Here is a 26,347-nt window from a genome sequence, read left to right as displayed (position 1 = left end):
CTCACACCTCGCGCAGCGCCTCGGCGACGATCTCCAGGGTGCGGTCGACGTCGGCGTCGGTGTGGGCGGCGGAGAGGAACCACAGACCGCGCGGCACGATGTTGATGCCGCGGGTGAACAGCGCCCGGTGGAAGCGGGCGGCGGCGGCCCGGTCGGTGGCGGCGAAGTCGCGGTAGTCGCGGACCGAGCCGGCTGCCGTGAAGTAGGTCTGGAACACCGGGCCGGGGCCGTCGACGAGCATCGGCACGCCGGCGTCGGCCGCGGCGGACCGGATGCCCGCCATGAGGCGTCGTCCCGTCGCGTAGAGCTGCGGGTAGATCCGGTCCCGGTCCTGGTCCAGGACGGTGAGGTTGCCGACCGTGGCCGCCATCCCGAGCGGGTTGCTGTTGAAGGTGCCCGCGTGCCCGACCTCGCCCCGGGTCACCAGGTCCATCACGGACGCCTTGCCCGCGATGGCGGCGACCGGCAGCCCGCCGGCGATGGCCTTGCCGAACACCGCCAGGTCCGGGACGACCCCCAGGTGCTCCTGGGCGCCGCCGGGCGCCAGCCGGAATCCGGTGATCACCTCGTCGAAGATGAGCAGCGCACCGTGCTCGCGGCAGAGGCGCTGCACGGTGTCGAGGAAGCCGGGCACCGGGGCGATGCAGCCGGTGTTGCACAGCACGGGCTCCATCACCACGGCGGCGACGTCGTGACCGTGCTCGGACATCAGCGCGGTCAGCGCCTCGGCATCGTTCCACGGCGCGATGATCAGGTCCGTGCCGGCGCTGAGCTGCTGGCCGCCGCTGCCGGGCACCGGCCGCGGGGACCGGGCCGGCCCGGCGCTGTCGAGCGCCGGGTGCAGGCTCCAGAGCGCCGCGTCGAGCCACCCGTGGTAGTGCCCCTCGAACTTGAGGATCTTCTGCCGTCCGGTGGCGCCCCGGGCGATGCGCCAGGAGCCGATGACCGCCTCGGAGCCGACCGTGTTGAACCGGACCAGCTCCGCGCAGGGGACCAGGCGGCAGACCAGCTCGGCGGCGGTCACCTCCAGCTCGTGCTGGGCGGCGTAGGCCTGACCCCGGGTGAGCTGCCGGTGCACCGCGTCCACCACGGCGGGTGCGGAGTGGCCGAGCACCATCGGGCCCTGCGCGAGCACGTAGTCGACGTATTCGACGCCGTCGGCGTCCCACAGGTGCGCGCCGTGGGCCCGGTCCACGTACAGGGGCACGAACTGGCTGCGACGGGCGTCGCTGGAGACACCACCGGCAAGAACCTTTTGTGCCCGTTCGTACAGTTCGGTGCTGTCCATTGATGTCACTCTCCGTCTACGTCGCGATATCCGCCGGATGACCGTAGGCCGGACCGGGCAGGAACTGTCAAGGTCGGCAAAAGACTCCGGACCAGCAGGACAACAAAGCGCCTGGAATCACATGATGCGTGCTTGTCCATTTGTTGATCACAACTTACGGTCATCGGACAGCACGCGGAGTGAGGAGGCGGGGCGTGGACCGGTTGAGCGTCGGCGTTGTGGGGACAGGAATCATGGCGCGCACACATGCCGCTGTGCTGGACTCGTACCATCGCAGTGCCGTCGGTGGCTGGGTCAGCCGCGACCCGGCCCGCGTGACCGGGCTCGGCGACGCGCCGGTCTACTCCGACGTGCCGTCGATGGCCGCGAATCCGGCCATCGGTGCGGTGCTCGTGGCCACGCCGGATCACCTGCACACCGCGCCCGCGCTGGCCGCCATCGAGGCCGGCAAGCACGTGCTCATCGAGAAGCCGCTGGCGACGACGGTGGCGGACGCCCGGCGCATCCGGGACGCCGCGAACGCGGCCGGGGTCACCGTGATGACCCTCTTCAACCACCGCTGGGTGCCCGCCTACTGGCAGGCGCACGAGCAGACCGCCGGCCGCCGTCCCGTGCTGGCCTACGCCCGCAAGAACGACACCCTGTTCGTTCCCACACAGATGATCGGCTGGGCCGGCGAGACGACTCCGTCGTTCTTCCTCTCCAGCCACGACCTCGACCTGCTGCTGTGGTACTTCGACGACCGCGTCGAGCGGGTGTACGCCAGCGCTGTGCACGGTGTGCTGCGCGAGCACGGCATCGACACGCCGGACGCGGTACAGGCGCAGATCCGGTTCGCCGGCGGCGCGGTCGCCACCCTCGAGGCGTGCTGGACGTATCCCGACACCTTCCCCACCATGACTGACTCGTTCCTGGAGCTGATCTTCGCCGACGCCGTGGTGCACCTCGACCGCAAGCGGGAGCAGATCGAGATCGCCACCCCGGACCGCTTCAGCTATCCCCGGAACCAGCTCGCCGGCCAGGTCGGCGGCAAGCCGTCCGGTTCCGTGGCCGCCGCGGTCACGCACTTCGTGGACGCGGTGCTGGACAAGACCCCGCCACTGGTCACCGTGGACAGTTCGGTGCACGTCACCGAGGTACTGGCCGCGATCGACACGTCGTGGCGAACCGGGCAGCCGGTAACTGTCGACATTGGAGAGTGAGACCCGATGAGGTTACGAAAGCTTGTACGCCTGGGCGCCGCGGCCGTAGCCGTGTCGCTCACGCTGACCGGCTGTTTCACCCAGGGCAACAACGCGAAGAGCAGCGACGACAAGCCGGCCAACCTGACCGGTGAGTTCGAGGTCGTCAGCTTCTACCCGGAGGGCTCGCCGGACTACAAGCGCCTGGAAGGTCTGGCCAAGGAGTTCGAGGGCCGCTTCCCCGGCGCGAAGGTCAAGCTCGTCTTCGGCGGCGGGCAGGACGTCCCGAAGATTCAGGCCAGGTGGCGGGCGGGCGACCCGCCGGAGGTGAACTACGGCTTCTTCGGCCGGATGGCGGGCAACCCGGACGGCATGAAGTACGTGGAGGCCGGCCAGGTCCAGCCGCTCAGCGACGCCATGGGCAAGAGCCTGACCGGATTCGACAAGGCGTGGAAGGACGCGGTGCTGCCGGCGGTCCGCACGATCATCACCAGCACCGACGGCACCTACTACGCCGCACCGGAAGCGGTGACCACCATCCAGTTCTTCTACAACAAGAAGATCTTCCAGCAGCTCGGCCTCAGCGCACCGAAGACGCTGCCGGAGCTGTTCGAGACGGCCGACAAGGTCAAGGCCTCCGGGGTGGCGCCCTTCGCGGTCACCGGCACCTTCGCGCCGTACCTGCAGCTGTACCTGGACTACCTGCTGATGCGGCGCAGCGGGACGCAGAACATGCTCGACGTCATCGCCGGCAAGAAGGACTTCGCGTCGCTTCCCGGCGCCGCCGATGCGGTGGCGGACCTGCACAAGATGGTCAGCTCCGGCTACTTCATGGACGGGTTCAAGTCGACCGACTTCACCGCCGCGCAGCTCGCCTTCTTCCAGGGCAAGGCCGCCATGATCCTGATGGGATCCTGGCTGATCGGTGAGATGAAGGAGAGCATCCCGGCCGACTTCGAGGTGGGTACCTTCGCGTTCCCGACCGTCCCGGGTGCGGCCGGCGACCAGACCGGCGTCTACGGCGGGGTCAACGTGCAGACGGTGGCCAAGCAGTCCAAGAACCCGGCGCTCGGCGTCGAGTGGCTGCGGTTCGTGTCGGAGAAGTCCAACCAGGAAGCCTTCGTCTCCGCGACCGGCAACATCTCCGCCTACGAAGGCGTCGCCGCGCCCAAGGGCTTCGAGGCGCAGGCCGAGATGCTCAAGCAGGAGAACGCCTTTCGCGCCGAGCTACCTGGGCATCCTGTCGGAGCCGGCGGAGGTCAAGGACGCCTACGGCCAGGCGGTCGTGAAGCTCTTCTTCGGCCAGGCCGACGCGGCGGCGACCGTTCAGAGCATCAACGACGGACTGAAGAAGGCCCGCGGTTAAGGGGTTCATGGCGATGAGACGGCAGCGGGCAGGGATCGTGGAACGCCAGAAACGGCGTCTGGTGATTCCCTTCCTGCTGCCGGTTCTCGCCGTCTACGGGTTCTTCATGCTCTATCCGGCGTTCAGCACGTTCTACGTCGCCGTCACCGACTGGGACGGGGTCAAGGTCCCCAACTTCGTCGGGCTCGGCAACTTCACCGAGCTGGCGTCGGACCGGCTGTTCCGGTCCACCATCGGCAACACCCTCATGTTCACCGTGCTCGGCGCGCTCATCCTCTTCCCGGCGGCGCTGTTCTTCGCCGCCGTCACGCAGAAGCTCCGCGGCGGCAAGTTCTACCGGTTCCTGATCCTGGCGCCGGTCGCGCTGTCGGTCACCACCGCGGCCCTGCTGTGGAAGTTCCTGCTCAACCCCACGTTCGGGTTCGTTCCCGAGGCGTTGCGGCTGGTCGGACTCGACGGGCTGGCCGACTTCGAACTGCTGGGCAGCACCTCGACGGCGATGCTGATGGTGGTGCTGGCCACGGTCTGGCACGGGGTGGGCATCTGGACGATGCTGTTCGCCGCCGCGCTGGAGCGGGTGCCGGCGGAGCTGCGGGAGGCCGCCATGCTCGACGGGGCGTCGGGCTGGCAGACCTTCCGGTTCGTGATCTGGCCGTTGATCTGGGACGTGACCCGCACGCTGCTGATTCTCTGGATGATCCAGGGGCTGCAGACGTTCGCCTTCATCATCGCCATGACCGGCGGCGGACCGCTCAAGTCGACCGAGGTCATCGGCACCTACCTCTACGGTGTGGCGTTCAGCGAGGGCCGGTTCGGCTATGCGGCGGCGATCGCGGTGGTCCTCTTCGGCGCGATCCTGGTCCTGACCCTGGCCGTGAACCGGTTCTCCCGGCGCGAAAGCGAGCAGTACTGATGGCGGCGGTCCGTTCCCGGCGCATTGCGCTGCACCTGGCGCTGGTGTCCTACTGCCTCGGCTCGGTGGGCGCCTTCGTCTGGTGCGTCATGATCTCGCTGAAGACCAACCCGGAGTTCTTCTCCACGAGCCCGTGGTCGCTGCCGAAGTCGCCGGAGTTCGGCAACTACGCCGACGCCTGGAGCACGGCGAAGATCAGCCGGTTCTTCGTCAACAGCCTCTACACGACATCGGTCAGCGTGACCGTCGGGCTGCTGCTGTCGGTGATGGCCGCCTACGTGCTGGCCCGGGTCTCCTTCCCGGGGCGGCAACTGGTCCGGCTGACCCTCCTCAGCGGGCTGATGATGCCCGGGTTCCTGGTCGTCGTCCCGCTCTACTTCGTGCTGCGTGACCTGGGCCTGCTCGGGTCGCTCAACGGCCTGATCCTGGTCTACATCGCCTCGCAGATCCCGTTCAACGTGTTCGTTCTCATCAGCTTCTTCACGTCCCTGCCGAAGGAGATCGAGGAGGCGGCCTACGTCGACGGCGCCTCGGCGAGCCGGACCTTCTTCCGGGTCGTGCTGCCGCAGGCGATGCCGGCGGTCACCAGCGTCGCGGTGCTCAACACGCTCACCACCTGGAACGAGTTCTTCTTCGCCCTGGTGTTCCTCACCAGCGACGACGCGCAGACCGTGCCGGTCGGCATTCTCGGCCTCCAGGTCAACGCGCAGTACGCGGCGAACTGGGTGCAGCTCTTCGCCGGCCTGGTGATCACGATGGTCCCGGTGCTGGTGCTGTTCGCCGTGGCACAGGAACGGATCGCCCGCGGTCTCACCGCGGGCGCGTTGAAGGGATGAACGCATGAGGTTGCGCGTCCGCGAGGAGGTCGGCGTCGCCCGCGAGGGCGAGATCGTCGTCGCCGGGGTGCCGATGGCAGCCGGGGAGACCGGGCCGTTCACGGTCCGGGATCCCGCCGGCGCGGTCGTCGCCGCGCAGGAACTCTGGCGTTCGGGTGGCTGGGTGGCCCTGGCCTTCCCGGTCACCCTGGACGCCATGGCGTCGGCGGACCTCACCGTCGGCACCGGCTCCGGCGCGGCGCCGGCCCGTGCGGCCACCGCGGTCGCGGACGGCGACTCGGTGCTGCTGGACACGGGACGGGTACGGGCGACGGTGCGGCCGGACGCGTTCGACCCCCTCGGCGGCCTCGCGGGCCTGCGGGAGAACCGCGTCCAGCTGGTGGACGGCGACGGCGTGGTGCACGCGGCGACGAGCGCCGCGGTCCGGATCGTCCACAGTGGACCGCTGCTGGCCCGGGCGGAGGTCACCGGCCGGTACGGCACCTCGTGGGCGTTCGCAGCCACGGTCACCGCGACCGCGGGCGCACCGCACCTCGACGTGGACCTGCGGCTCATCAACGACACGGACGGCGAAGAGGCGGCCGTCGCGGAGTGGGCGGCGGTGCTCGGCACCGCGCCGATCAGCGGCGGCCTGTGCGGGGCGTTCGACGCCGCGCACCGGTCGACCGGCCCGTTCACGCTGCGGCACCGCGGCGCCGGGCACGCGCGGGGCATCTTCGCCACGTCCGAGGTCTCCGGCGGCTCGGACTGGACCGACGCCAGCTCCCCGGGGTATCACGACCGCTGGGAGTGGGCCGAGCTGCACGGGCGGCAGGGCACCAACTGGGTGATCGCCGAGACCGCGACCGGACCGGTGACTGTCGTCGTGCACCGCTTCGGGGAGAACCATCCGGCGGACCTTGCCGTCGGCGGGTCCGCGGTCAGCGTCCGGTTCTGGCCGCGGGCCGCGGGCGAGCTGCGGTTCACGCAGGGGGCGGCGAAAACGCGGCGGGTGCGGGTCATCGAGGGCGCCGACCGCTTCGGCGGGCTGCGACTCGACCACCCGCTGGTGGGACACCCGCTCGACCCCGCCGGCGCGCCGAGCATCCTGCCCTACCTGCCGGAGCGCTACCCGAACCTCGAGGCACACATCCGCGAGGAGCTCTTCGGGTGGTACCAGTCGGGCCAGTCCCTGGGCTTCCACGACCTCGGCGACAGCGTGCAGGGCATCACCACGGGGCCGCGGACCGGCTACTCCGCCAACAACGAGCACGACGCGCTGTACGCGCTCGCGCTGCACTACCTGCGCTCGGGCGAGCGGGCCTACTTCGACTCGGCCAGCGCCTACGCCGACCACCTGTGTGACATCGACCTGATCCACCACAGCACCCGAAACGCCTTCGAGGCCGGCGGGGTCCGGGCGCACGGCCGCGCCCACGTCCACTACGTCCGTGCCCGCACCCCGTCCGGCGAGGTGTGGTCCTCGATCGACACCGGCCACATGTGGACCGAGGGCCTGGTGCTGTTCGGCCAGATCAGCGGGGAGCAGCGGTACCTCGACGCCGCCCGCCAGATCGGCGACTGCCTGATCCGGCTGCACGGCATCGGCTGGACCCGCCCCGAACCCGGACCGCGCAACAGCGGCTGGCCGCTGATCGCCCTCACCGCCCTGGCCCGCGCCACCGGCGAGTCGTCCTACCTGGACACCGCGGCCGCGATCGCGCGGCAGGCGCTCAAGGCGCAGACCGCCGACGGCCGCTGGCTCATGCGCCTGGGCCTGCACGACGACTACTGCGCCTGGCAGAACGCCGTCCTGCTCACCGGGCTGGCCAACCTGCTGGCGCTGCAGGACGACCCGGCGGTGCGGGCGGCGGTCGCCGCCGGCTGCCGTTCCCTGGTCGACCTCGGCCGCAACCCCGACGGAACGTTCATCTACCTGCAGCGGTTCGACTACCGCTGGGCGAACCGGTCCGCGCAGATCCGCGAGGCCCTGGCGCTCGGGTTCGACCTGACCGGCGACGAGCGGTTGCTGGCCGCCGGGCTGCAGGGCGGCGGCCGTTGGTACCGGCCCCGCGGCGCCGCCCCCGCGCTGAGCAACGACATCGCCGAGTGGCGCGGCCACCTCCCGTTCCTGGCCCGCGCGCACGACGCCGGCCTGCTCACCGACCTGCGGGAGGCGTGATGGCCGTCGACGTCAACGTCACCGTCGGGCCGTGGCCGACCGACGACCATCCCGCCTGGACCGCCGCCGACGTCCTGGCCCACCTGGACCGCCACGGTCTCGACGCGGCCCTGGTCCGGCACAGCCTCGCCGTGCGCTACGACCCGGTCACCGGCAACCGCGCCCTGCGCGAAGCGCTCGCGGGTGACGAACGCCTGCTGCCGGCCTACGTGCTCGGGCCGCTGGACTGCGGGGAGTTCGGACCGCCGGAGGACCTGCCGGCGCGGCTCGCCGCCGAAGGCGTGGCCGCGGTGTGGCTGTACCCGCGCAGCCACACGTGGTCGCCGGACGGCCCGGAGGCGGCGGGCCTGGTCGAGGCGCTCCGGGCGGCACGGCTGCCGGTGTTCGTCGAGCAGGATGAGATGTCGTGGGCCGAGGTGGACCGGCTGGCCGAAGCCGCGCCGGAGCTGGACGTCGTGGTCTGCGGTGTCGGCTACCGCACCCTGCGCCAGCTGATCGCCGTGCTCGACCGCCGTCCCCGGGTGCACGTCGACCTCTCCTACCTCGCCGGCCAGGACGGCCTCGAACTGCTGGCGGGACGCTACGGCGCCGGCCGGGTGCTGCTCGGCACCGGTGCACCGGTCCGCGACGACGCGGCCCCGGTGTTCCTGCTGCATCGCGCGGCGCTGACGCAACCCGAACGCGCGGCCGTCGCCGGCGCCAACGCCCGCCGCATCCTGCCGTCCGGCGCCGCCGGCGGCACCAGCGCGGGCACGGACCCGGTGAGCGACACGTTCCCGCAGGTGGACGACATCGTCGACGCGCATGCGCACATCGGGGCGTGGCCGGGCACGTGGCTGCCGCAGCAGGAAGCGGACGAGCTGGTCGCGGCCATGGACCGGGCCGGGACCCGGCAGACGGTCGTCTCCCACCTGCTCGGGATCTGGGCCGACCCGATCGCGGGCAACGAGCAGGCCGTCGCCGCCACGCGGCGGCACCCCGGCAGGGTCTACGCCTACCTCGTCGCCGACCCGCACCGGCCGCAGGACGAGGCCGTGCTGGAGCGCCAGCTCGGGCTGCCCGGCGTCGTGGGGTTCAAGGTGCATCCGCACACACACGAGTGCGCGATGGACGACCGGCGCTACGACTGGATCTGGCGGCTGGCCCAGCGGCACGACGTCACGGTGCTCGGGCACGGGTTCGCCGACACCTGGCACAGTGATCCGCGCCTGTTCGGCGAGGTGGCCGCCCGCCACCCCGGGCTGCGGCTGCTGATCGGCCACAGCGGCGCCACCGTGACCGGGTTCCGCCGCACCATCGAGGTCTGCCGGGCGCACCCCAACGTCTACGCGGAGACCTGCGGCTCGTGGATGACCGGCCGCTGGCTGCGCCGGATGGTCGACGCGCTCGGCGCCGACCGGATCGTGCACGGCACCGACGCGTGCGTCATCGACCAGCGCTACGGCCTGGGGCGCGTGCTCGGCGCCGAGCTGACCGGCCCGGAACGCGCCCTGATCCTGGCGAGCAATGCCCGCCGATTGCTCAACATTCCATGCTCATCTGGAGGAGACTGATGTTCCTAGCCCGCGTCCGGGTCGGGGCCGGCCCGGTGGTCCTCACCGCCCGGATCTCGCCGGACTCCCTGCTCCGGCTGGATCGGCTCGGTGTGACCGGCGACGATCCGGTTTCCGTCCTCACCGAGCTCGGCCTCGACACGCTCACGAAAATGGTGCGCGAGGCGGTGGAGGCCGGGATCCCCGCCGACCGGCTGCTCCGGGTGGACGAGGTCACCTTCGAGTCGCCGGTGCCCGCGCCGTCGAAGATCGTCTGTGTCGCGCTGAACTACGTGGCGCACGCCGAGGAGGGCGAGCAGGCGGTACCGCAGGAGCCGGTGGTCTTCTTCAAGCCGCCGTCCTCGCTGACCGGGCACGGCGCGACCGTGCACTGCCCGGCCCGGTCCCAGCGGCTCGACTACGAGATCGAGCTGGCCGTGGTCATCGGGACCACCGCCCGCGACGTGCCGGAGGCGGACTGGGAGCGGGTGGTGCTCGGCTACACGGTGCTCAACGACGTGACCGCCCGGGACCTGCAGCTGGTGGCGATCGAACGCAACCAGCCGTGGGACCTGACCAAGGCGTTCGACACGTTCGCCCCCTGCGGGCCCTACCTGGTGACACCGGACGAGATCGCCGACCCGATGAACCTGGACCTGACCCTGACCGTCGACGGTGCGGTGCGCCAGCAGTCGAACACGAAGCACATGGTGTTCTCCATCGGCAAGCTGATCGAGGTCATCTCCGACGGCATGACGCTGGTCCCCGGCGACATCATCGCCACCGGCACGCCCTCCGGCATCGGCCCGGTCCCCGACGGCGGCGTCATGGTCGCGACCGTCGAATCCGTCGGTACGCTCACCAACCCGGTCGCCTACGCCCGCGTCCCAGCGCCTTAGCCGGGGGGTGCCGCGGCCGGGTGCACCGGATGTTCCGGTGCACCCGGCCGCGTGTCGCCGGCCTCAGGTCAGGCGGAGCGTGGTGCGGCCGGGCAGCAGGGTGAGCGCGATCTCCAGATGGGCGATACCGTGCCGCTGGACGACGGAGCGGCGCAGCGGGGCGCCCGTCACGGTGGGGACCGGGGCGTCGCCGAGGGGAATCAGGATCGCGGCGTCCTGCAGGGGAAGCTCGGCGTCGATGTGGAGCAGGCCCGGCCCGGGCCGCAGCGTGACGCCCCGGCGGGCGCGTTCCCACGCGCCGATCCGCGCCGCGGTCCACCAGTGCAGGCCCAGCGAGCGGCCGAGCCCGACGATCGCGCCGACCGCCCGGCGGGTCTCGGGGGACAGGCGCATGTTGGCGCCGTGGAACAGGCAGTGCAGGACGCCGTGGTGCGCCAGCACCTGCCCGAGCACGGCCTCCGCGATCGCCGGCTGAATCGTCCACGCCAGGTCCTGGAAGTGCAGCGGCAGCATGAGGACCGGGAGCGCGCCGAGCGGATACGCGACGTGGCAGGTACCGAACGGGAAGCCCACGTTGCCCTGCGTTCCCGGGCCGCGGGACCCGTCGACGAGGATCCCCATGGCCGAACACCAGCGGTAGAAGTCGTCCCAGCCCTCCCAGCGCAGGTAGTGGTTCTTGTTCGTGGTCACGGGACCGTCGGCGGCGCGGGCCCAGGCGAGCTGGGCGGCCAGCTCCGCCTCGGTGAAGCCGCGGCCGGGGGAGTGCGCGTCGAAGTGCAGGCCGAGCTCGTGCCCCTCGGCCGCGATCCGGGCGGTGGTCTCCGGAGACAGTGCCGGACCGCCGCCCGGCGCCGGCGGCAGCAGGCACCACGTCGCCGCGGCGCCGCTCCGTGCGAACGTCTCGAGCGCCACCGCCGCGTCCGGGTCCGCGTTGCCGTCCGTGTCGTGTGACAGGTGGCCGACCGCGGGCACGCCGGCCGGCCAGTAGCCCAGCCACGGCAGGGCCGGGGCCAGCCACCACAGGGTGCGCAGCAGCACGTGCCGCCAGAGGTCGGCGTGCGGGCGGTGGAAGTAGGGCGCCACCGCCTCCGGCGGCCAGGCGTGCGCGAAGCCGGGCTCGAGCACCTCGCCGGGCGGCAGGGCACGGTCCTGCTCGTACGAGAGGGCGATCCCGTCGTCGACCTTGAGTACCCCGTCGTCGACCGGGGACGTGTTGTCCGAGGGCGGCGCGCCGTCGCCGTGCACCGGCCACCCCTGCTGGATGCGGACCACCGACTGGCACAGGTCGGCCCCGATCACCATGACGGTGCCGGCGCCCACCCGGCGGACGGTGACCGCCGCGCTGCCGTCGTCCCAGCGGGCGACGACGGAGGCCGCTGCGGCCGGCGCCATGCGGACACCGCCGAAGGCGCGCAGCGGCACGTCAGGCGGAGTACCCCAGGCGGGAGCGGGGCCGAAGACGACACGCCCCTCGGTGACCGGGGCGGTGACGCGGACCGCGGCCAGCTCGGCGAGCGGGCCGGGGTCGCCGAGCAGGAGCAGGCGGCCGCCGTGGCTCAGCCAGGGGTGCAGCGCGTCGGCGTCGAGGTCGCCCGCGGCGGTGACCACGAGGAGCGCGAAGCGCGGATCGGGTGCGGGCACGACCTCGTACGGCAGGCCGACATGGGCGAGGATCTCGGTCAGGTAGCCGGAGAACGCCGGCTCGGCGCCGCCCCGGACTGGATCCAGGACGACGCCGAGCGGCTGAGCAACATCGGTCACGGTGTCCATCTCATGAGCGAGGCGCCGCTACCCCAGTAGACCCGGCCCGACGAGTCGAACGCGATGGTCCGGTAGTAGCTGCCGCCGACGTTGGCGAGGGTGGTGAGGCTGTCGGTGGCCGGGTCGATCCGGAACAGCGACCCGCCGGTCGTCCCGTAGACCAGGCCGTCGGGGCCGGTGGCGAGGGCCAGCGGTGACCCGAGTGGGAACGCGCCCAGCTGCGTCACGGCCCGGGTGGCCGGGGCGAACGAGAACCACTTACCGTCCGAGGTGACCCCGTAGACCTTCCCGTTGCCGCCGGTGGCGAGCGAGAAGATCCAGGTCGAGCCGGGCACCGGGACGGTGGAGTGCACCACCGACGAGCTGGCCTCGTCGAAGACGAGCAGCTTGGCGTCGCCGGTGGCGGTCACGCCGTCGCCGTGGGTCGTGCTGCCGACGTAGATCTCGCCCTGCCCGGCCGCGAGCGCGAACAGGTTGTGGTCGCCGGCCAGATGCCGCCAGGATTGGGACTGGTAGGTGGCCGGGTCGATCCGGGTGAGCGCCCCGCCGAGCTGGCCGTAGGCGGCCCCCGAGGCGAGGTAGAGCTTGCCGGTCGAGCCCTTGACGAAGTCCCACGGGCGATACTGCTGGTCCCCGAACTGGCCGAGATCGCGCGGGTTGCCGCCGGCGGCGGAGTCCGGGTTCCACGGCTGGGCGGGGTCGTAGGCGGTGACGACGTTGAACGTGTACGACCCCATGAAGAGCTTGTCCGACGTGGACGTCATCGACAGGATCTCACCCGTGCGGCCCTTCGCGACCGGTCCCAGCACCGTCGTGGCCCCGGTGCCGGGGTCGGTGCGGAACAGGGCGTTGGTCTCGTAGGTACCGCCGTAGATCTTGCCGTCGGGACCGGTCTCCAGCGCGGTGATGGTGGTCGGGGAGCCGGGCAGCGTGAGCTGCTGCCGCACGACCTCGCCGGTGCGCGGGTTGACCCGGCCGTACACACCCTTGCTGCCGATGCCGGTCAGCCACTGCTCGCCGCCGATGCGCAGCTCGCTGAGATGGCCGGAGACCCAGTCGGCGTCGCTGATCCGGGTGCACGCCTTGGTGGCGAGGTTGTACCGGATGACGCCGGACGTCGAGCCGGTGCAGGTACCGACCGCCCACGCCTCGCGTCCGGACCTGGGCAGGACCGTGTAACCGGCCAGTTGCGGCACCTCACCGAGGAACGTCGGCTTCTGCCACGGCGGGGTGTTCAGGTTGAACCGCAGCACCCGGATGTCCGGGGTGACCATCTGGACGAGCAGGTCGTTGCCGACAACCGAGGCGTTGTACCCGAACGAGTAGCCCGCGTACTGCGACGGCAGGATGTCGGTCTTCTTGCCGTTCTTCACGTCGAGGATGGTGGCGAAGGCGGGCGTGCCGCCGCCGACGAAGAGCCGCTTGCCGGGCAACGGCACGAGCGCCTTGGCATAGAGATGGTCCGGGACGACCACGCCGAGGTCGCGCAGTGCACTGGTCTCCTGGTCGTACTCGAACACCTTGCCCGACGGGTAGGTGCCCAGGTAGAGCTTGCCCCAGGGGGCGGCGGTGATGCCGAAGAAGAAGGTGTGGCCGATGCCGGTCTCGGGCGACGTGGCGACGATGCCGAGCTGCTCGGTCTTCGGGTCGTAGCGCCACAGGTGGGCCAGGCCGTCGCCGCTCTGGGTGGCCAGGTACACGCGGCCGTCGGTGCCGAGCACGGTGTGGTAACCGCCCCACGAGCCCGTCATGGTCAGCTGCTTGACGAGCGTGCCGGTGCGGGCGTCGACGGCGAAGAACGTGACGCCCGGGGAGCTGGCGACGTAGGTGCTGCCGTAGAGCATGGGGTTGCCGTGCTTGTCGCGGCCCTGGACGCTGTCGAGGATCAGGTAGTCGGAGATCGGGATGCCGAGGTTCTCGACGGTACCGGCGACGGCCTGGTTCGCCGCCGGTGCTGCCGCTGCGGGCGGCGCGACGAGCCCGGCGACCACGAGGGTGCCGGCGACCGCCACGCCCAGCCGGCGCAGGAGGGTCCTGTTCATCGGTGCTCCTTATCGCAGCGTTACGAAGAGCAGGGGATGGAACGACGGGTCGCCGGAGCGCTGCCCGGCCATGAGCATGCTGATGCCGTGCCCGGGCGGGGTCCGGCTGCCGGATCGGGCCTGCAGGAGGTTGGGCCAGTAGGCGGCCGAGACGCCGGGCACGGTGTGCCGGTCCACGCGCCAGTCGCGGCCGTTGCGGCTGGTCGCCACGACCAGGTCGGCGCCGTCGGAGCTGAGCACGACCAGCGTGCCGTCCGGACGCGCGACGATCTGGCTGTGGTTGTCCAGCGGGCCGACCGGCACGGCGGCGCCGGTCGCGCCGCGCTGGTAGTAGAGCGTGCCGACGCCGTTGTCCCGGCGGTAGAAGACCGCGTGCACGGTGCCTTGGGCGTCGACGGTGAGGTCGGAGGCGTCGACCCAGTTGCCGTCGCCGTCGGGGGCCGGGTTCTGGGTCAGGTATCCGCCGGTGAAGGTCCGTCCGCCGTCGGCGGAGTGCCACAGGGTGGCGCCGTCGAGGTAGGCCGAGTTGGGCGTACCGAGCACGTACTGGCTGAACGACAGGTGGACGTCGCCGGCGTGCTTGCCAGGCTGGACCCTCGGGTAGAGCCAGGCACGCCCGGCCGGTGGGGTGCCGATCCGGGTACTGTGCACGTCGCGCCCGGTGCGGGTGTCGAACTGGTTGAGGTACAGGTCCCAGCCGTCGACGGCGTAGGCGCTGTAGAGGTAGCGCCCGTCGCGGGAGACGGCGAGCCCCTGGTAGTAGCGTTCCGTGCTGCCGGTGCGCACGGTGTGGTCGGTGAACCGGGTGAAGTCGACCGACCCGTCGCGCAGCCGGGCGTCGAACTGGAGCCGGATCGCGTAGACGGAGGCCATGTCGGCGCCGGGCTTGGGCGCCACCCCCGGAAACGCCTCGGCGCCGGTGTAGCAGGCGACGTGCAGGTGCAGCCGCCCGGCGCCGTCGACCAGCAGTCCCACCGGCTGGTAGACGTGGCCGGGCAGCCGCACCGCCTCGGTCCAGGTCTGGCTGTCCCGGGACTTCCACACCCGTGCCTGCCACGGGTACTCGGCGCCGTCGCCGTCCAGGGTGGCGGCGTAGTACCAGCGCCCGTCGGAGACGACCTTGGGTATCTGTGCGCCCCAGGTGGGGACGACGTTGGTGACGCGCAGCGCGTCGGAGACGACGGAGGCGCGCAGCCTGGCTTCTGTGCGGGCAAGGGCCGGCGATCCGGTGGCCACGGCCGCCGCGGCGGCACCGAGGCTGAGTATGACCACGCGCCGGGAAACTGGTCTGACTGCCATGTATCGACGCTAGTCACCCAGGCTCGGGCGCTGGGGCGCCGTCATTGCGGTACGACGGCCGGAAAGTTGCGCAGTCGTGCTCAGCCGGCGTACTGGCGCCGGTATTCGGTCGGTGTGACGTTGAACGTGCGCTTGAAGAGGACCCGGAAGCGCTTGGGGGAGCAGTAGCCGACCCGGTCGGCGATGGCCTCGACCGGGAGTTTGGTCTGTGCCAGCAGCTGCCGAGCGTGATGCATGCGCACGCCGGTGAGGTAGCGCAGGAACGTCGTGCCGAGCTCGCGCTGGAACAGGTGGCTGATGTAGAAGGGGCTCACGTAGACCGTACTGGCCACGGTGGACAGTCGCAGGTCCTCGGCGTAGTGGTCGCGGATGTACTGCTCGACCATGGCGAGCACGTGCCGCCCGGGCGACTGCGGCGCCTGGACCTCGACGATGCGCGGGAGCAGCTGCCCCAGCCACAGCATCAGGTAGGACCGCTCGTGGATCTCGAACATCTCCAGCAGCTCGTCGAGGGCGAGCCGGTCGAAGGCGTCGACCCAGTCGGCCGACCCGTCGGCGAGGCGGCGTTTCCCGGCCACGTCGAGGGCGTAGAGCAGCTCGGCGCCGATCCAGCGGCGCAGCACGTCCGGGGTGACACCCTCCACCAGCGCCACCCGGTCGATCCAGCGCCGCAGCGCGTCGACCGCGCCACTGGCGTCGCCCTCGCGGATGCAGCGGGCCAGGTCGCCCTCGACCCGTTCCGGTAGCGCCGCCGCGCCCGCGCTGTTGTGGTCGTCGAAGAGATAGAGGCGGTTGCCGCCGCCGACGAGCTTGCGCTCGACGGCGCGCACCGCCTCGCTGGTGGCGGTCTCCAGTCGCGCCGGTCCCGCGTGCGGGTTGCTGACGCTGATGGTGACCGCGACGTCGGTCTCCGTGCCGACGGCGGCGAGCAGGCTGTCGGCATACTGCTTGGCGGCGGCCATGAGCTCGCCCGGGTCGTCGCCGGAGAGGGTGACGATCCACGAATCGGGCGGCACCAGGGCGATCCGGGCGCCGGCGGGCAACAGGGACTCGGCGTGTTTCTGGGTCATGGCGACCTGGTCGGCGGCCCAGTCGTCGCCGCGGGCGAGCCGGCTGACCTCGAAGTCGTCGATATCTGCGAGGACCGCGACGAGCAGGCCCGGGCCGGCGTCGTCGATAACTGTCACGGGTTGGCCTAAGACGGTTCCGAATCGGGACATCGTGCCTCCGATGGGTAGAGCAGGTCCGAGGTGGTACAGCGCAATCTCGCGCCCTCGGAGATCAGTTGCCAGCTGATATACCACAGGTGGGTCTTCCGAGAAAGGGTGCCATATGGATTTTGGCCGGTTGCGCAGCGCGCTCAACGGCGTGCTCGCGTTCTCCCCGACGTTCTTCGACACGGGCGGTGAGCTGGACCTGGACGCCCTCGCGCGGCACGTCGACCGGCTCGCGGACGGCGGTGTCTGCGGCGTGGTGGTCGCCGGCGGTGTCGGCGAGTTCTACGCGCTCGACGACGGCGAGCTGCGCGAGCTGGTCGCCGTGGCCGTCGACGCGGCGGCGGGCCGGATACCGGTCCTGGCCGGGGTCGGGCACGCCACCGACCGCGCCGCACGGCAGGCACGGCTCGCGGCCGGGGCGGGCGCGGCCGGGCTCATGGTCAACCCGTTCTACTTCATCCGGCCGGAGCCGGCCGGGATCATCGAGCACTGCCGGCGGCTGGGCGAGGCCGGCGGGCTGGGGCTGATGATGTTCAGCACCCGGGACGCGGTCTACGACGTGCCGGCACTCCAGGCACTGTCCGAAGTGGACGCCGTGGTGGCGGTCAAGGACGAGTTCGGCGACCTCGACCTGTTCGCCGAGTGCGTGCGGCAACTGGGCGACCGGTACGTCTGGGTCAACGGCATGGCCGAGATCCCGGCCGTCGAGTACGCCGCGCGCGGCGCGGTGGTCATGACCTCGGGCATCGTCAACCTCGACCCCGCCCTGGCGCTGCGGATCTGGGACGCGGCCGAGCGCGGCGACGCCGACACGCACGGGCGGCTCATGGCCGAGCGGGTGGCGCCGATCGCCGAGCTGCGGACCGCCCGGCCGGGCTACCACATCACGGTGATCAAGGAGGCGCTGAGCCTGCTCGGCACCGGGACAGCCACGGTCCGGCTGCCGCTGGTGCCGCTGCGCCCCGACGAGCGCGAGGCGCTGCGGGAGCACCTGACCCGCACCGGGTTCCCCGACCGGACCGCCGCATGATCGACCATCACGTCCGGTTCGGCCCCGACGACATGGGGGCCACCGACGCCGACGAGCTGATCCGGCTGCTCGACGCCCACGCGGTGCAACGCGCCGTCCTCGGGCCGGTCGGGCGGTGGGTCGCGGTGGACAACCGGGAGGGCAACGAGGCCCTGTCGGCCGCGATCCGCCGCCATCCCGACCGGCTGCTCGGCTACGCCTGCGTCAACCCGTGGTACGGCACCCGCGCCGTCGACGAGCTGCGCCGCGCGCTCGACGCCGGGCTGTGCGGGCTGAAGCTGGAACCGGCCCGGCAGGGACTGCGCCTGCTCGACCCGCAGCTCGTGCCGGTCCTGGGCGCCGCCGCGGACCGGGGGGTTCCGGTCTACGTCGTCACGGGGGTACCGATCGCGGCCGAACCGCTGCAGCTCACCGAGCTGGCTCGGCGCTGGCCCGGCCTCACCTTCGTGATGGGCCGGTCCGGCCGCACCGACTTCAGCACGGACCTGGTTCCCGCGCTCGCCGCGGTGCCGAACATCGTGGCCGAGACCGCCTACAACGGCCCCAGCGACCTGCGCCGCATCGCCGATGCCATCGGCGCGCACCGGGTCGTCTTCGCCGGCGACGTGCCCGCCAACGACCTGGGCCTGGAGCTGGACCGGGCCGCCCGCGCCGGGATCGCCCTCGGGAGCCTGTTTACATGATCCTCGACATGCACACGCACCTGCCCGCCGAGGACTCCCCGGCCTGGCGCTCCTGGCGACAGGAGAACGTCCTGGCGGCGATGGACGCGGGCGGCGTGCACCGCGCGGTGGTGATGACCCTGGACGGGTTCTTCCGCGACACGCGGCGGGCCAATGACATCGTCGCCCAGGCCTGCGCCGGATCGGGTGGCCGCCTGATCCCGTTCGGCACCGTCGACCCCCACCAGGCCGGTGCCGCCGACGAGCTGCGGCGCTGCGCGCGGGAACTGGGATGCCGCGCCGTCAAGCTGCACCCGTGGCTGCAAGGCTTCTCGCCCCTGGATGCCGCCATGGACCCGGTGGCCGAGGCCGCCGCCGAGACCGGGCTGCCGCTGGTGTTCCACGACGGCACGCCACCCTACTCGTCGCCGCTGCAGATCGCCGCGCTCGCGGAGCGGTTCCCCGCCCTGTCCGTGGTGCTGGCGCACGGCGGCCTGTTCGACCTGTGGCGCGACGCGGCCGCCGCCGTCGTGCGCCACCCCAACGTGCACGTGACCCTCTGCGGTACCGCACCGCTGGGCATTTTCCGGCAACTGCTGGCGCTCACCGGCACCGCCCGGGTCAGCATCGGCACGGACAGCGGCTACGGCGACCCGGATCTGGCCCGGCACCGGCTCGGCGTGCACCGGCTGCTGCTGGACGGGCTGGACGAGGCCGCGGCCGCCGCGGTCGGGCATCGCAACGCCGAACGACTGCTGGGATTGGACTGATGGACACGTCTGCCTGGATCTACCCCTGGGACGTCGCCGACCACGGCACGTCCGCGTTGTCCCGCGTGGTGCGCGACGCCGGCCTCTCCGCCGTGAACGTCGCCGCCAGCTACCACAGCCTCTTCGCCACCGTTCCCGACAACCCGCGCCGCCACCTCGTCGAGCTGCCCCGCGGCATGGTCTACTACCGGCCCGATCCGGCGCACTGGCGCGACAGTGCCGTCGAGCCCCGGGTGTCGGCCTGGGTCGACGAACTCGGTGACGCGCTCACCCTCGGCCGGGAGCTGGCCGAGCGGGCCGGCTGCGGGCTCACCGCCTGGACCGTCTGCCTGCACAACAGCCTTGGCCGCCGCCACCCGGAACTGGCCCTGCGCACCGTGTGGGGTGACGTCGTGACCGCGGCGCTCTGCGTGCGCAACCCCGCGGTGCGGGCCTATGCGGCCGCCCTGGTCGCGGACGTCGGCGCCCGGGCCGACCGGGTGCAGCTTGAGTCGGCGCACTGGACGCCGCTGCCGCACCACCCGCACGTCAAGCTTGCCCTGCCGCACCCCGTCAACCTGGGCATGATCGCGCAGATCTGTTTCTGCGACCACTGCCGTGCCGCGGGCGAGGCCGCCGGGGTCGACGTCGGCGCGCTGGCCGGCGCGCTGCGGCGACGCTGGCAGCGCTGCTACGAGACGCCGGTGCTGGAGCCGCTGTCCACCGAGGAGGGCTACGAGGCGTACCAGGCGGTGCGCGTCGAGGCGGTGACCTCGCTCGTGGCCGAACTGGTGGGGCGCAGCCCGGTGCCGGTCGAGTTCGTCACCTTCGGGGACCGGGCCGCCACCGGGGCGCACCTGGCCGGCATCGAGAGGGCCGGGGCGGCGGTCCGGGCGCTCGCCTACGGCCCCGCCGAGCGGGTCAAGGAGGTCCGCGCGGCGGAGGAGGCCGCCCCCGACCGGCCGCGGTCGTTGCATCTGGGGCTGTCGCTGCTGCCCGAGCACGTCGCCGACCACGAGGCGTTCCTCGGCGCGGTCGGCGCGGCCGGCGCCGCGCCGTCGCTGTCCTTCTACCACCTGGGGCTCGTCGGCGCCGAGCGCCGTACCTGGCCCGGGCACGTGCGCCGTGGCTGACGCGGTGCGGGTGGTGCTGGCCGGGTGTGGTGACATCGCCACCACCGGCCACCTGCCGGCGCTGGAGCGCAGCGCCGACGCGGTACTGGTGGGGGTGCTCGACAACTCGGCCGAGCGGCGCGGCGTCGCGGCGCGCCGCTACGGGGTGCCCGAGCTGGAGCGGCTCGACGACGCGGACGCCGACGCGGTGATCGTGGCGACGCCGCCGGAGGTGTCGCCGCACCTGACCGCCCACGCGGTCGGGCTCGGGCTCGACGTGCTCTGCGAGAAGCCGATGGCGGTGGACCTGCCGTCCGCCGAGCGGGTCCGCGATCTGGTGGCGGGCAGCGACCGGATCGTGCAGATCGGGTTCAAGAACCGGTTCTCGCCGCTGGTCCGGGCCGTGCGGCGGTGGCGGGACGAGGGGCGCATCGGCGGGCCGGTCGCCTTCACGCTGGGCGGTTTCGACGAGGCGTACGACCCGTCCGACACCGTCCACACCGGACGGATCGGCCACTTCCTCACCCACGGGCCGTCGTTCGTGCACGAGGGCGCGCACTTCGCCGACCACCTGGCGTACCTGTCCGGTGCGGTGCCGGTCTCGGTGCGGGCGATCGGGGTACGGTCGCGGGACAGCCTGCCGTCGGAGAACTTCGTCTCCGCGCTCGTCGGCTACGACAACGGCGACGTGGCGCGGCTGGAGATCGGCTGGCAGTTCCCGGTCTCCCCGGCCGGTGAGTTCCGCGCGCTCGGCCCGCACGGCGTCGCCGTCGTCGACCGGCCGGGCCGCACCGCCACGCTGTTCACCCGGGACGGCAGCGAACAGGTGACGTTGGACAGGCCCTGGAACGATGTCTGTTTCGACGCCCAGCTCGCCCACTTCGTCGACTGCGTCCGCAACCGGGTCACTCCGGAGACCTCGGCAACGGCCGGCGTCGAATCCCTGCGGCTGGGGCTGGCGGTCGTGACCGCGATGCGCACCGGGGAGGCGGTCCGGTGGGACTGATGCGGGAACGGGTCTACGAGACGATCCTGCAGGACATCATCGCCGGGCGGCTCTCGCCCGGCGATCGCATCACCGAGCGGGTGCTGGCCCGCAGCCTCGGCATCAGTACCACCCCGGTCAAGGAGGCCCTGCGCCGCCTGGAGAACGAGGGGTTCGTGTCGGCGGTGCCGCGCAGCGGCGTGGTGGTCAAGGAGACCGCGCTGACCTCGGTGGGTGACGTGGTGGTGGCCCGCGCCTGGCTGGAGGGGCTGGCCGCGCGGCTGGTGGCGGAGCGGTTCGCCGGCGGCGGGCTGCCCGCGGCTCAGCGGGCGGAGCTCGCCGGGGTCGTGGGCGAGATGGGCCGCGCACCCGCCGAGGCCGGGCTGGACCTGGAGCTGGTGGTGACCACCAACGCCCGGTTCCACGACCTGATCCGCACCATGTCCGGCAACCGGCTCATCGGGCAGTTCGTCGGCGTGCTGCTGGGTGTGGACGGCGCGCTGCGGCGGCACCTGCTCACCGACGAGGCGGAGCTGCGCCGGGGCCTGGCCGAGCACCTCGCCGTCTACGAGGCGGTGTGCGCGGGCGATCCCGACCTGGCGGAGACCCGGATGCGCGAACACATCCTGCGTTCGGCCAGCCGGGTCGTCGCCCCCACCCGTCAGGAGGTCACACCGTGAGAACGTTGCTGGCGGAGCTGACCCGCGACGAGGCGGCTCGACGGGCCGCCGGGGCGGTGGCGGTGGTACCGGTGGGGGCGTGCGAGCAGCACGGGCCACACCTGCCGGTGGGCACCGACCTGTTCGCGGTCGCCCACATCGCGCGACAGGCGGCCACGCTGGCGGCCGGGACGGCGGACGTGATCGTGACGCCACCGGTGCCGTTCGGCTACTCGCCGTACCATCTGCCGCACGGGCCGACGGTGACGCTGCGGACCAGCACCCTGCACGCGCTGCTGTACGACGTGTGCGACTCGCTGGTGCGGTCCGGGTTCCGGCGGGTGTTCCTGCTCAACGGGCACGGCGGCAACGCCGAGCTGATCGCGGTCGTGGCCCGCGAGGTGGGGGTGGACCTCGGCGTGCTCGTGGGCGCCGGCTCCTACTGGACGATGGCGTGGGACGCGCTGGAGCAGGCCGGCGCCCAGGAACGCGGGCGGCTGCCCGGCCACGCCGGCGCCTTCGAGACCTCGCTGGTCGCCGCGCTGCGGCCGGACCTGGTGGTCTCCCCGCCGCACGGCCCGGACAGCTTCGCGCGCAACCCGCGCGGATACGCCCGGCAGTACCATGTGGAGGACCCGCTGGCGTGGGCCGGGGAGGGCTTCTCCGACAACCCCTCGGCGGCGTCCGCCGCGGACGGCGCGCGCTGGCTCGACCTCGCCGCCGGCTCGGTCGCCGAGGCGCTGCAGGAGTTCGCCGCGCGCCCGGGAGGTCCCGCCGGGACACAGGGCAATTCTGCGCCTCACGGCGCAATCCCCGGCCGGCATACGGTGGCGTCATGACGCTGCAGGACCATCCCGACTACCGGACGCTGCTCGAACGGCTCTTCGAGTGGCGCCGCGAGATCCTCAGCCGGATGGCCCGGTGGGACGAGTACGCGACGCTGCCCAGCTATCCCCGGCAGGACCTGGCCAGGGAGCCGGGCGTGACGGTGCGCGTCGACGGTTTCCTCGGGACGCACAACACCGACACCGTGTCGGACGTGTACTTCCGTGTCGCCGACGCGGCCAAGGGCGTCTGCGAGACCGGGGCGATCCCGTTCCCGGCCGAGCCGGTCGACGAGCCGACGCTGGCCGAGTTGCGCAGCCGGTTCCCGCTCGCCGAGGTCGCCGGGGACGGCGACGACGTGAGCAAGGCGGTGCGGCTGCGCGACTGGATCAAGTCGCTGTTCCGCCACCTCACCCCGTTCCGGATGCCGGAGTGGAACGGCCTGCTGATCCTGGACCGGGGCTCGCGCGGCGTCGAGAACTTCATCTGCGTGCACTACTCGGTCGCGCTGGTGCAGTCGTGCCTCGCGATCGGCATGCAGGCCCGCATGGTCAACCTGCACCGCGGCATCGCCGACAACTACGTGATCGGGGACGAAGCGGTCGCCGATCCGCCCGTCGACGAGCACGTGGTCATCGAGGTGTGGAGCGCCGAGCTCGGCAAATGGGTCATGATGGACACCGACTTCGACTGCCACTACGAGCGGGGCGGCGTCGCGATGTCCGCCTGGGACATCCACAACGCGTTCATCGACGGGGAGCTCGACGCCGTCGTGTGCCGGCGGGGGCCGCACTCCATGTCCTTCAACGCCTACGGGGAGCGGCTGCCGGACGAGGACCGGTTCTTCGCCGAGACCCTGCCGTCGTACTACGCCCACGTCTCGGTGCTGATGCGCAACACGTTCCTGTCGGACCCGGACGGCCCGGTGACCGTTGCGCACCTCACCGACGCGAGGACCGCGCCGATCCTGTGGCACCGGGGATCGGACCTGCGGCTGCAGCCGCACCTGATGGGGCCGGTGGTCGTCGCCGGCCCCTACCAGGACACCACCCCGATCCTCACCGACGGCAACCTGCGCACCGGCTGGGCCTCGTCCGACGCGGAGACCGGGCACTGGGCGGAGGTCACCCTGCCCGGGCCGCGGGTGCTGGGGCGGGTCGTGCTGCACTGGCCCGAGTACGCGCTGTACTACCGGGCGTCGCAGCAGTACCGGATCGAGGCCCGGATCGACGGGGCCTGGCGCACCGTGGCGGAGGTGGCCCAGCCGGTCGAGGCGCCCTATTCGCTGCACGATCTCGACGCGGTGGTGGTGACGGCGGTGCGGGTGGTGCAGCCCGCCGGCGGCGGATTCCGGGAGCACCCGAACCGGCTGTGGCTGAACCAGGTCGAGCTCTACGCACCCCGGTCGGCGTGAGCCGGGTCCACAGCGTCGACGTCCGCACCGGGGCCGCGCTGACCGGCTGGCCGGCGAATGCGGTCACGGTCGCAGGAGGCGGCGCAGCGTCGCGGCCTCGGGGACGACCAGGGTGGGTTCGTCGTCAGGGACGAACTCCAGCAGGACGTCGCGGGATCGGACGTCTGTGCGGAGGCGGGCGGCCGCCGCCTGCCACAGGTGCCGCCGTTCGTGCAGGCGGCGTCGGTGTGTGCCGGGCCACCAGGAGAACGCGTGGACGGCGGCGACGTGGGGGAGCAGGGCGTCGAGGGTGTCGAGCGCAGCGGCGTCGGGCATGCCGTTGGGCGGCTGCCAGTAGGTGCCGACGTTGGGGCGGGCCACGTCGGCGAGGAGGGAAAGCGTCGATGCCGGGTCGTCGGTGAGTGTCCGGGCATGGCACTCGAAGGCCACCGTGATGCCCGCGTCGGCTGCCTCGTCGCACATCCGGCGGGTGTCGGCGGCGACCGCTGCGCGCCGGCTTCCGGTCGCGTCGGCCGAGGCTTCGGTGCCGGCCCAGATGCGGATGCGTGGGGCGCCGAGCGCGGTGGCGGTCCCGACCGTCGCGCTGATCTCGGCGGGGTCGGTGCTGCCGGCGCGCAGGTAGCTGCCGTAGGCGGCGACGGACAGCCCCGCGTCGGCGGTGCGCGCCCGCAGGTCGGCGGCGGTGGCGCGGTCGCCGGGTGGCGCGTGGAGGTCGCCGGCCCACTCGATGGTTTCCAGCCGCGCGGCGGCGGCGAGGGCGACGACCTCGGCCGCCGGGTGCCGGCGGAGGGTGACCGAGCAGAGCCCGGTGATCAGCGTGCCCATCGGCTCAGCGCGCCATCCAGCCGCCGTCGACGACGAGGACGTGCCCGTTGACGTAGTCGGACGCTGCGGCGGCGAGGAACACCGCGGCGCCGACGAGGTCCTCCGGCCTGCCCCAGCGGCCGGCCGGGATGCGCTCGGCGATGGCGCGGAACCGGTCGGGGTCGTCGCGCAGCGCCTGGGTGTTGTCCGTCGCGATGTAGCCGGGCGCGATGGCGTTGACCTGCACCCCGTGCGGGCCCAGCTCGTTGGCCATCGCACGGGTCAGGCCGGCGACCGCGTGCTTCGACGCGGTGTAGGCAGCGACGCGGATGCCGCCCTGGAAGGACAGCAGGCTCGCGACGTTGACGAGTTTGCCCCGGCCGCGGGCGACCATCGGCGCCGCGAGCTGCTGGCTCAGGAAGAACAGGCTGCTGAGGTTGACGTCGAGCACCCGCGTCCAGTCCTGCGGTGCGATCGAGAGGACGTCGTCGCGGGAGATGATCCCGGCGTTGTTGACGACGATGTCGACGGTGCTGTCGCGGGCGACGGCTGCGGCGGCGTCGCGCGCGCTGAGCGGGTCGGCGAGGTCGACGTCGATGATCCGGCAGCCACGACCGAGCGCGGCGATCTCGGCGGCGGTGTCCTCGTTGGAGGTGGCGCGGCCGGCGAGGATCAGGTCGCTGCCGGCGGCGGCGAGGCCGAGCGCGATCGCCCGCCCGATGCCCCGGCTGGCGCCGGTGACGAGCGCGGTGCGACCGGCCAGGGAGAACAGCGCGTTCGTGGTCACAGGTCGGCCACCGCCACCGGGTCGAGGTCGCCGTAGTCGGTGTTCTCGCCGGCCATGGCCCACACGAACGCGTAGGGGGCGGTACCGGCACCGGCGTGCACCGACCAGGACGGCGCGATGACCGCCTGGCGGTCGGCGACGAACAGGTGCCGGGTGGCGCCTGGCCGGCCGAGGATGTGCAGCACCCGCGCGTCGTGCGGGAGGCCGGTGTAGAGGTAGACCTCGGTGCGACGGCGGTGGAGATGGGCGGGCATCGTGTTCCAGACCGAGCCGTCGGACACCACCGTCACCCCGAACTGCAGCCGGCAGGAGGGGTGTCCGCCGCCCCAGACGTAGCGGTACAGCGCGCGGGCGCTCGCCGTCGCGGGGTCACCGATGTGCACCGGCTCGGTGGTGTCGCGGCTGAACCGGGCGACCGGGTGGGTCGCGTCGGCGGGTGCGGAGACGAGGTAGAAGCACGCTCCGTCGCCGGTGAACGCGACGTCGCTGCCGCGGCCGACGTAGAGACCGTCGAGCGCGCCGAGCTTGTGCGGTGTGCCGTCGACGAGCACCTCGCCGGGTTCACCGATGTTGACGACGCCGAGTTCGCGCCGGTCGAGGTGCCCGGGCGTGCCGACGATGTCGAGCGGGGGAAGGGCCAGCGTGGTGCCGGCGGGCACGGCGCCGGCGACGACCATCCGGTCCTCGTGCGTGTAGGCGGCCCGGACCTCGGCCGGGGCGAACAGGTTCTCGATCAGGTAGCGGGAGCGCAGCTGCGCGGTGGTCGCGGTCTCGACGGTTTCGGGACCGGTGGCGTACCGCAGGTCGACGGTCATGCTTGTGAAT

The 26,347-nt window shown here is 72.3% G+C and carries 23 protein-coding genes; 15 read left to right on the top strand and 8 right to left on the bottom strand.

Going from position 1 to position 26,347, the window contains the following annotated elements:
- Position 1: 1 nt before the first annotated feature.
- Complete coding sequence (locus tag IEZ31_RS00285) at positions 2-1,288, bottom strand: aspartate aminotransferase family protein (protein ID WP_190247619.1); 1,287 nt, start codon at positions 1,286-1,288, stop codon at positions 2-4.
- Positions 1,289-1,416: 128 nt separating this feature from the next.
- On the opposite strand from IEZ31_RS00285, the gene IEZ31_RS00280 reads away from it, so the two are divergent.
- The 7 genes from IEZ31_RS00280 to IEZ31_RS00250 are packed head-to-tail and all read left to right on the top strand — an operon-like array spanning position 1,417 to position 10,176.
- On the top strand, positions 1,417-2,490 hold the full coding sequence (locus IEZ31_RS00280) for a Gfo/Idh/MocA family protein (RefSeq protein ID WP_308429332.1): 1,074 nt from the start codon (positions 1,417-1,419) through the stop codon (positions 2,488-2,490).
- Between the two features lie 6 nt (positions 2,491-2,496).
- Positions 2,497-3,852: an ABC transporter substrate-binding protein gene (locus IEZ31_RS00275; protein WP_190247617.1), complete on the top strand. Its 1,356-nt coding sequence runs from the start codon at positions 2,497-2,499 to the stop codon at positions 3,850-3,852.
- Positions 3,853-3,872: 20 nt separating this feature from the next.
- Positions 3,873-4,748, top strand: coding sequence for a carbohydrate ABC transporter permease (locus IEZ31_RS00270; protein ID WP_190247616.1), 876 nt, complete (start codon positions 3,873-3,875; stop codon positions 4,746-4,748).
- Positions 4,748-5,584, top strand: a complete 837-nt coding sequence (locus tag IEZ31_RS00265; protein WP_190247615.1) for a carbohydrate ABC transporter permease — start codon at positions 4,748-4,750, stop codon at positions 5,582-5,584. The genes IEZ31_RS00270 and IEZ31_RS00265 overlap by 1 nt, the downstream gene beginning before the upstream one ends.
- Before the next feature lie 4 nt (positions 5,585-5,588).
- On the top strand, positions 5,589-7,745 hold the full coding sequence (locus IEZ31_RS00260; protein ID WP_190247614.1) for a hypothetical protein: 2,157 nt from the start codon (positions 5,589-5,591) through the stop codon (positions 7,743-7,745).
- Entirely contained in the window at positions 7,745-9,298 is a 1,554-nt protein-coding gene (locus IEZ31_RS00255; RefSeq protein WP_190247613.1) for an amidohydrolase family protein, read from the top strand. Before IEZ31_RS00260 ends, IEZ31_RS00255 begins: the two co-directional genes overlap by 1 nt.
- Positions 9,298-10,176 carry a fumarylacetoacetate hydrolase family protein gene (locus IEZ31_RS00250; protein WP_229833856.1) on the top strand — a complete coding sequence of 293 codons (879 nt, stop codon included), beginning with the start codon at positions 9,298-9,300 and terminating at the stop codon, positions 10,174-10,176. Before IEZ31_RS00255 ends, IEZ31_RS00250 begins: the two co-directional genes overlap by 1 nt.
- Positions 10,177-10,239: 63 nt before the next feature.
- Here the strand turns inward: IEZ31_RS00250 and IEZ31_RS00245 are convergent, their stop codons facing one another.
- The 4 genes from IEZ31_RS00245 to IEZ31_RS00230 all read right to left on the bottom strand — a co-directional run bounded on the left by IEZ31_RS00245 (position 10,240) and on the right by IEZ31_RS00230 (position 16,465).
- On the bottom strand, positions 10,240-11,937 hold the full coding sequence (locus IEZ31_RS00245; protein ID WP_190247612.1) for a polysaccharide deacetylase family protein: 1,698 nt from the start codon (positions 11,935-11,937) through the stop codon (positions 10,240-10,242).
- Positions 11,934-13,979: a ligand-binding sensor domain-containing protein gene (locus IEZ31_RS00240; RefSeq protein WP_190247611.1), complete on the bottom strand. Its 2,046-nt coding sequence runs from the start codon at positions 13,977-13,979 to the stop codon at positions 11,934-11,936. The genes IEZ31_RS00245 and IEZ31_RS00240 overlap by 4 nt, the downstream gene beginning before the upstream one ends.
- Positions 13,980-13,988: 9 nt before the next feature.
- Complete coding sequence (locus tag IEZ31_RS00235; protein ID WP_190247610.1) at positions 13,989-15,278, bottom strand: hypothetical protein; 1,290 nt, start codon at positions 15,276-15,278, stop codon at positions 13,989-13,991.
- A gap of 80 nt (positions 15,279-15,358) precedes the next feature.
- Positions 15,359-16,465 carry a helix-turn-helix transcriptional regulator gene (locus IEZ31_RS00230; RefSeq protein ID WP_190247609.1) on the bottom strand — a complete coding sequence of 369 codons (1,107 nt, stop codon included), beginning with the start codon at positions 16,463-16,465 and terminating at the stop codon, positions 15,359-15,361.
- Positions 16,466-16,610: 145 nt separating this feature from the next.
- On the opposite strand from IEZ31_RS00230, the gene IEZ31_RS00225 reads away from it, so the two are divergent.
- Genes IEZ31_RS00225 through IEZ31_RS00190 form a run of 8 tightly spaced genes read left to right on the top strand, consistent with a single transcriptional unit; the run spans position 16,611 to position 23,931 of the window.
- Complete coding sequence (locus IEZ31_RS00225; RefSeq protein ID WP_190247608.1) at positions 16,611-17,525, top strand: dihydrodipicolinate synthase family protein; 915 nt, start codon at positions 16,611-16,613, stop codon at positions 17,523-17,525.
- Positions 17,522-18,208, top strand: coding sequence for an amidohydrolase family protein (locus IEZ31_RS00220; protein WP_190247607.1), 687 nt, complete (start codon positions 17,522-17,524; stop codon positions 18,206-18,208). Before IEZ31_RS00225 ends, IEZ31_RS00220 begins: the two co-directional genes overlap by 4 nt.
- On the top strand, positions 18,205-18,957 hold the full coding sequence (locus IEZ31_RS00215) for an amidohydrolase family protein (RefSeq protein WP_190247606.1): 753 nt from the start codon (positions 18,205-18,207) through the stop codon (positions 18,955-18,957). Before IEZ31_RS00220 ends, IEZ31_RS00215 begins: the two co-directional genes overlap by 4 nt.
- Complete coding sequence (locus IEZ31_RS00210; RefSeq protein WP_190247605.1) at positions 18,957-20,069, top strand: hypothetical protein; 1,113 nt, start codon at positions 18,957-18,959, stop codon at positions 20,067-20,069. The genes IEZ31_RS00215 and IEZ31_RS00210 overlap by 1 nt, the downstream gene beginning before the upstream one ends.
- Complete coding sequence (locus IEZ31_RS00205; RefSeq protein WP_190247604.1) at positions 20,062-21,054, top strand: Gfo/Idh/MocA family protein; 993 nt, start codon at positions 20,062-20,064, stop codon at positions 21,052-21,054. Before IEZ31_RS00210 ends, IEZ31_RS00205 begins: the two co-directional genes overlap by 8 nt.
- Positions 21,054-21,713 carry a GntR family transcriptional regulator gene (locus IEZ31_RS00200; RefSeq protein ID WP_190247603.1) on the top strand — a complete coding sequence of 220 codons (660 nt, stop codon included), beginning with the start codon at positions 21,054-21,056 and terminating at the stop codon, positions 21,711-21,713. Before IEZ31_RS00205 ends, IEZ31_RS00200 begins: the two co-directional genes overlap by 1 nt.
- Positions 21,710-22,531 carry a creatininase family protein gene (locus tag IEZ31_RS00195; RefSeq protein ID WP_190247602.1) on the top strand — a complete coding sequence of 274 codons (822 nt, stop codon included), beginning with the start codon at positions 21,710-21,712 and terminating at the stop codon, positions 22,529-22,531. The genes IEZ31_RS00200 and IEZ31_RS00195 overlap by 4 nt, the downstream gene beginning before the upstream one ends.
- A complete protein-coding gene (locus IEZ31_RS00190; RefSeq protein WP_190247601.1) occupies positions 22,528-23,931 on the top strand; it encodes a galactose-binding domain-containing protein in 1,404 nt (467 codons plus the stop codon). The genes IEZ31_RS00195 and IEZ31_RS00190 overlap by 4 nt, the downstream gene beginning before the upstream one ends.
- A gap of 63 nt (positions 23,932-23,994) precedes the next feature.
- Here IEZ31_RS00190 and IEZ31_RS00185 read toward each other — a convergent pair whose 3' ends face one another.
- Genes IEZ31_RS00185 through kduI form a run of 3 tightly spaced genes read right to left on the bottom strand, consistent with a single transcriptional unit; the run spans position 23,995 to position 26,337 of the window.
- On the bottom strand, positions 23,995-24,756 hold the full coding sequence (locus tag IEZ31_RS00185; RefSeq protein WP_190247600.1) for a sugar phosphate isomerase/epimerase family protein: 762 nt from the start codon (positions 24,754-24,756) through the stop codon (positions 23,995-23,997).
- Positions 24,757-24,760: 4 nt separating this feature from the next.
- On the bottom strand, positions 24,761-25,522 hold the full coding sequence (gene kduD / locus IEZ31_RS00180; protein ID WP_190247599.1) for a 2-dehydro-3-deoxy-D-gluconate 5-dehydrogenase KduD: 762 nt from the start codon (positions 25,520-25,522) through the stop codon (positions 24,761-24,763).
- Positions 25,519-26,337, bottom strand: a complete 819-nt coding sequence (gene kduI / locus IEZ31_RS00175; protein WP_190247598.1) for a 5-dehydro-4-deoxy-D-glucuronate isomerase — start codon at positions 26,335-26,337, stop codon at positions 25,519-25,521. The genes kduD and kduI overlap by 4 nt, the downstream gene beginning before the upstream one ends.
- Positions 26,338-26,347 lie beyond the last annotated feature (10 nt).

Source organism: Dactylosporangium sucinum (assembly GCF_014647515.1).
GTDB classification, from domain to species: Bacteria; Actinomycetota; Actinomycetes; order Mycobacteriales; family Micromonosporaceae; genus Dactylosporangium; species Dactylosporangium sucinum.
Note: the sequence above shows the minus strand (reverse complement) of the source record. Positions and strands in the feature narration are given on the sequence as shown.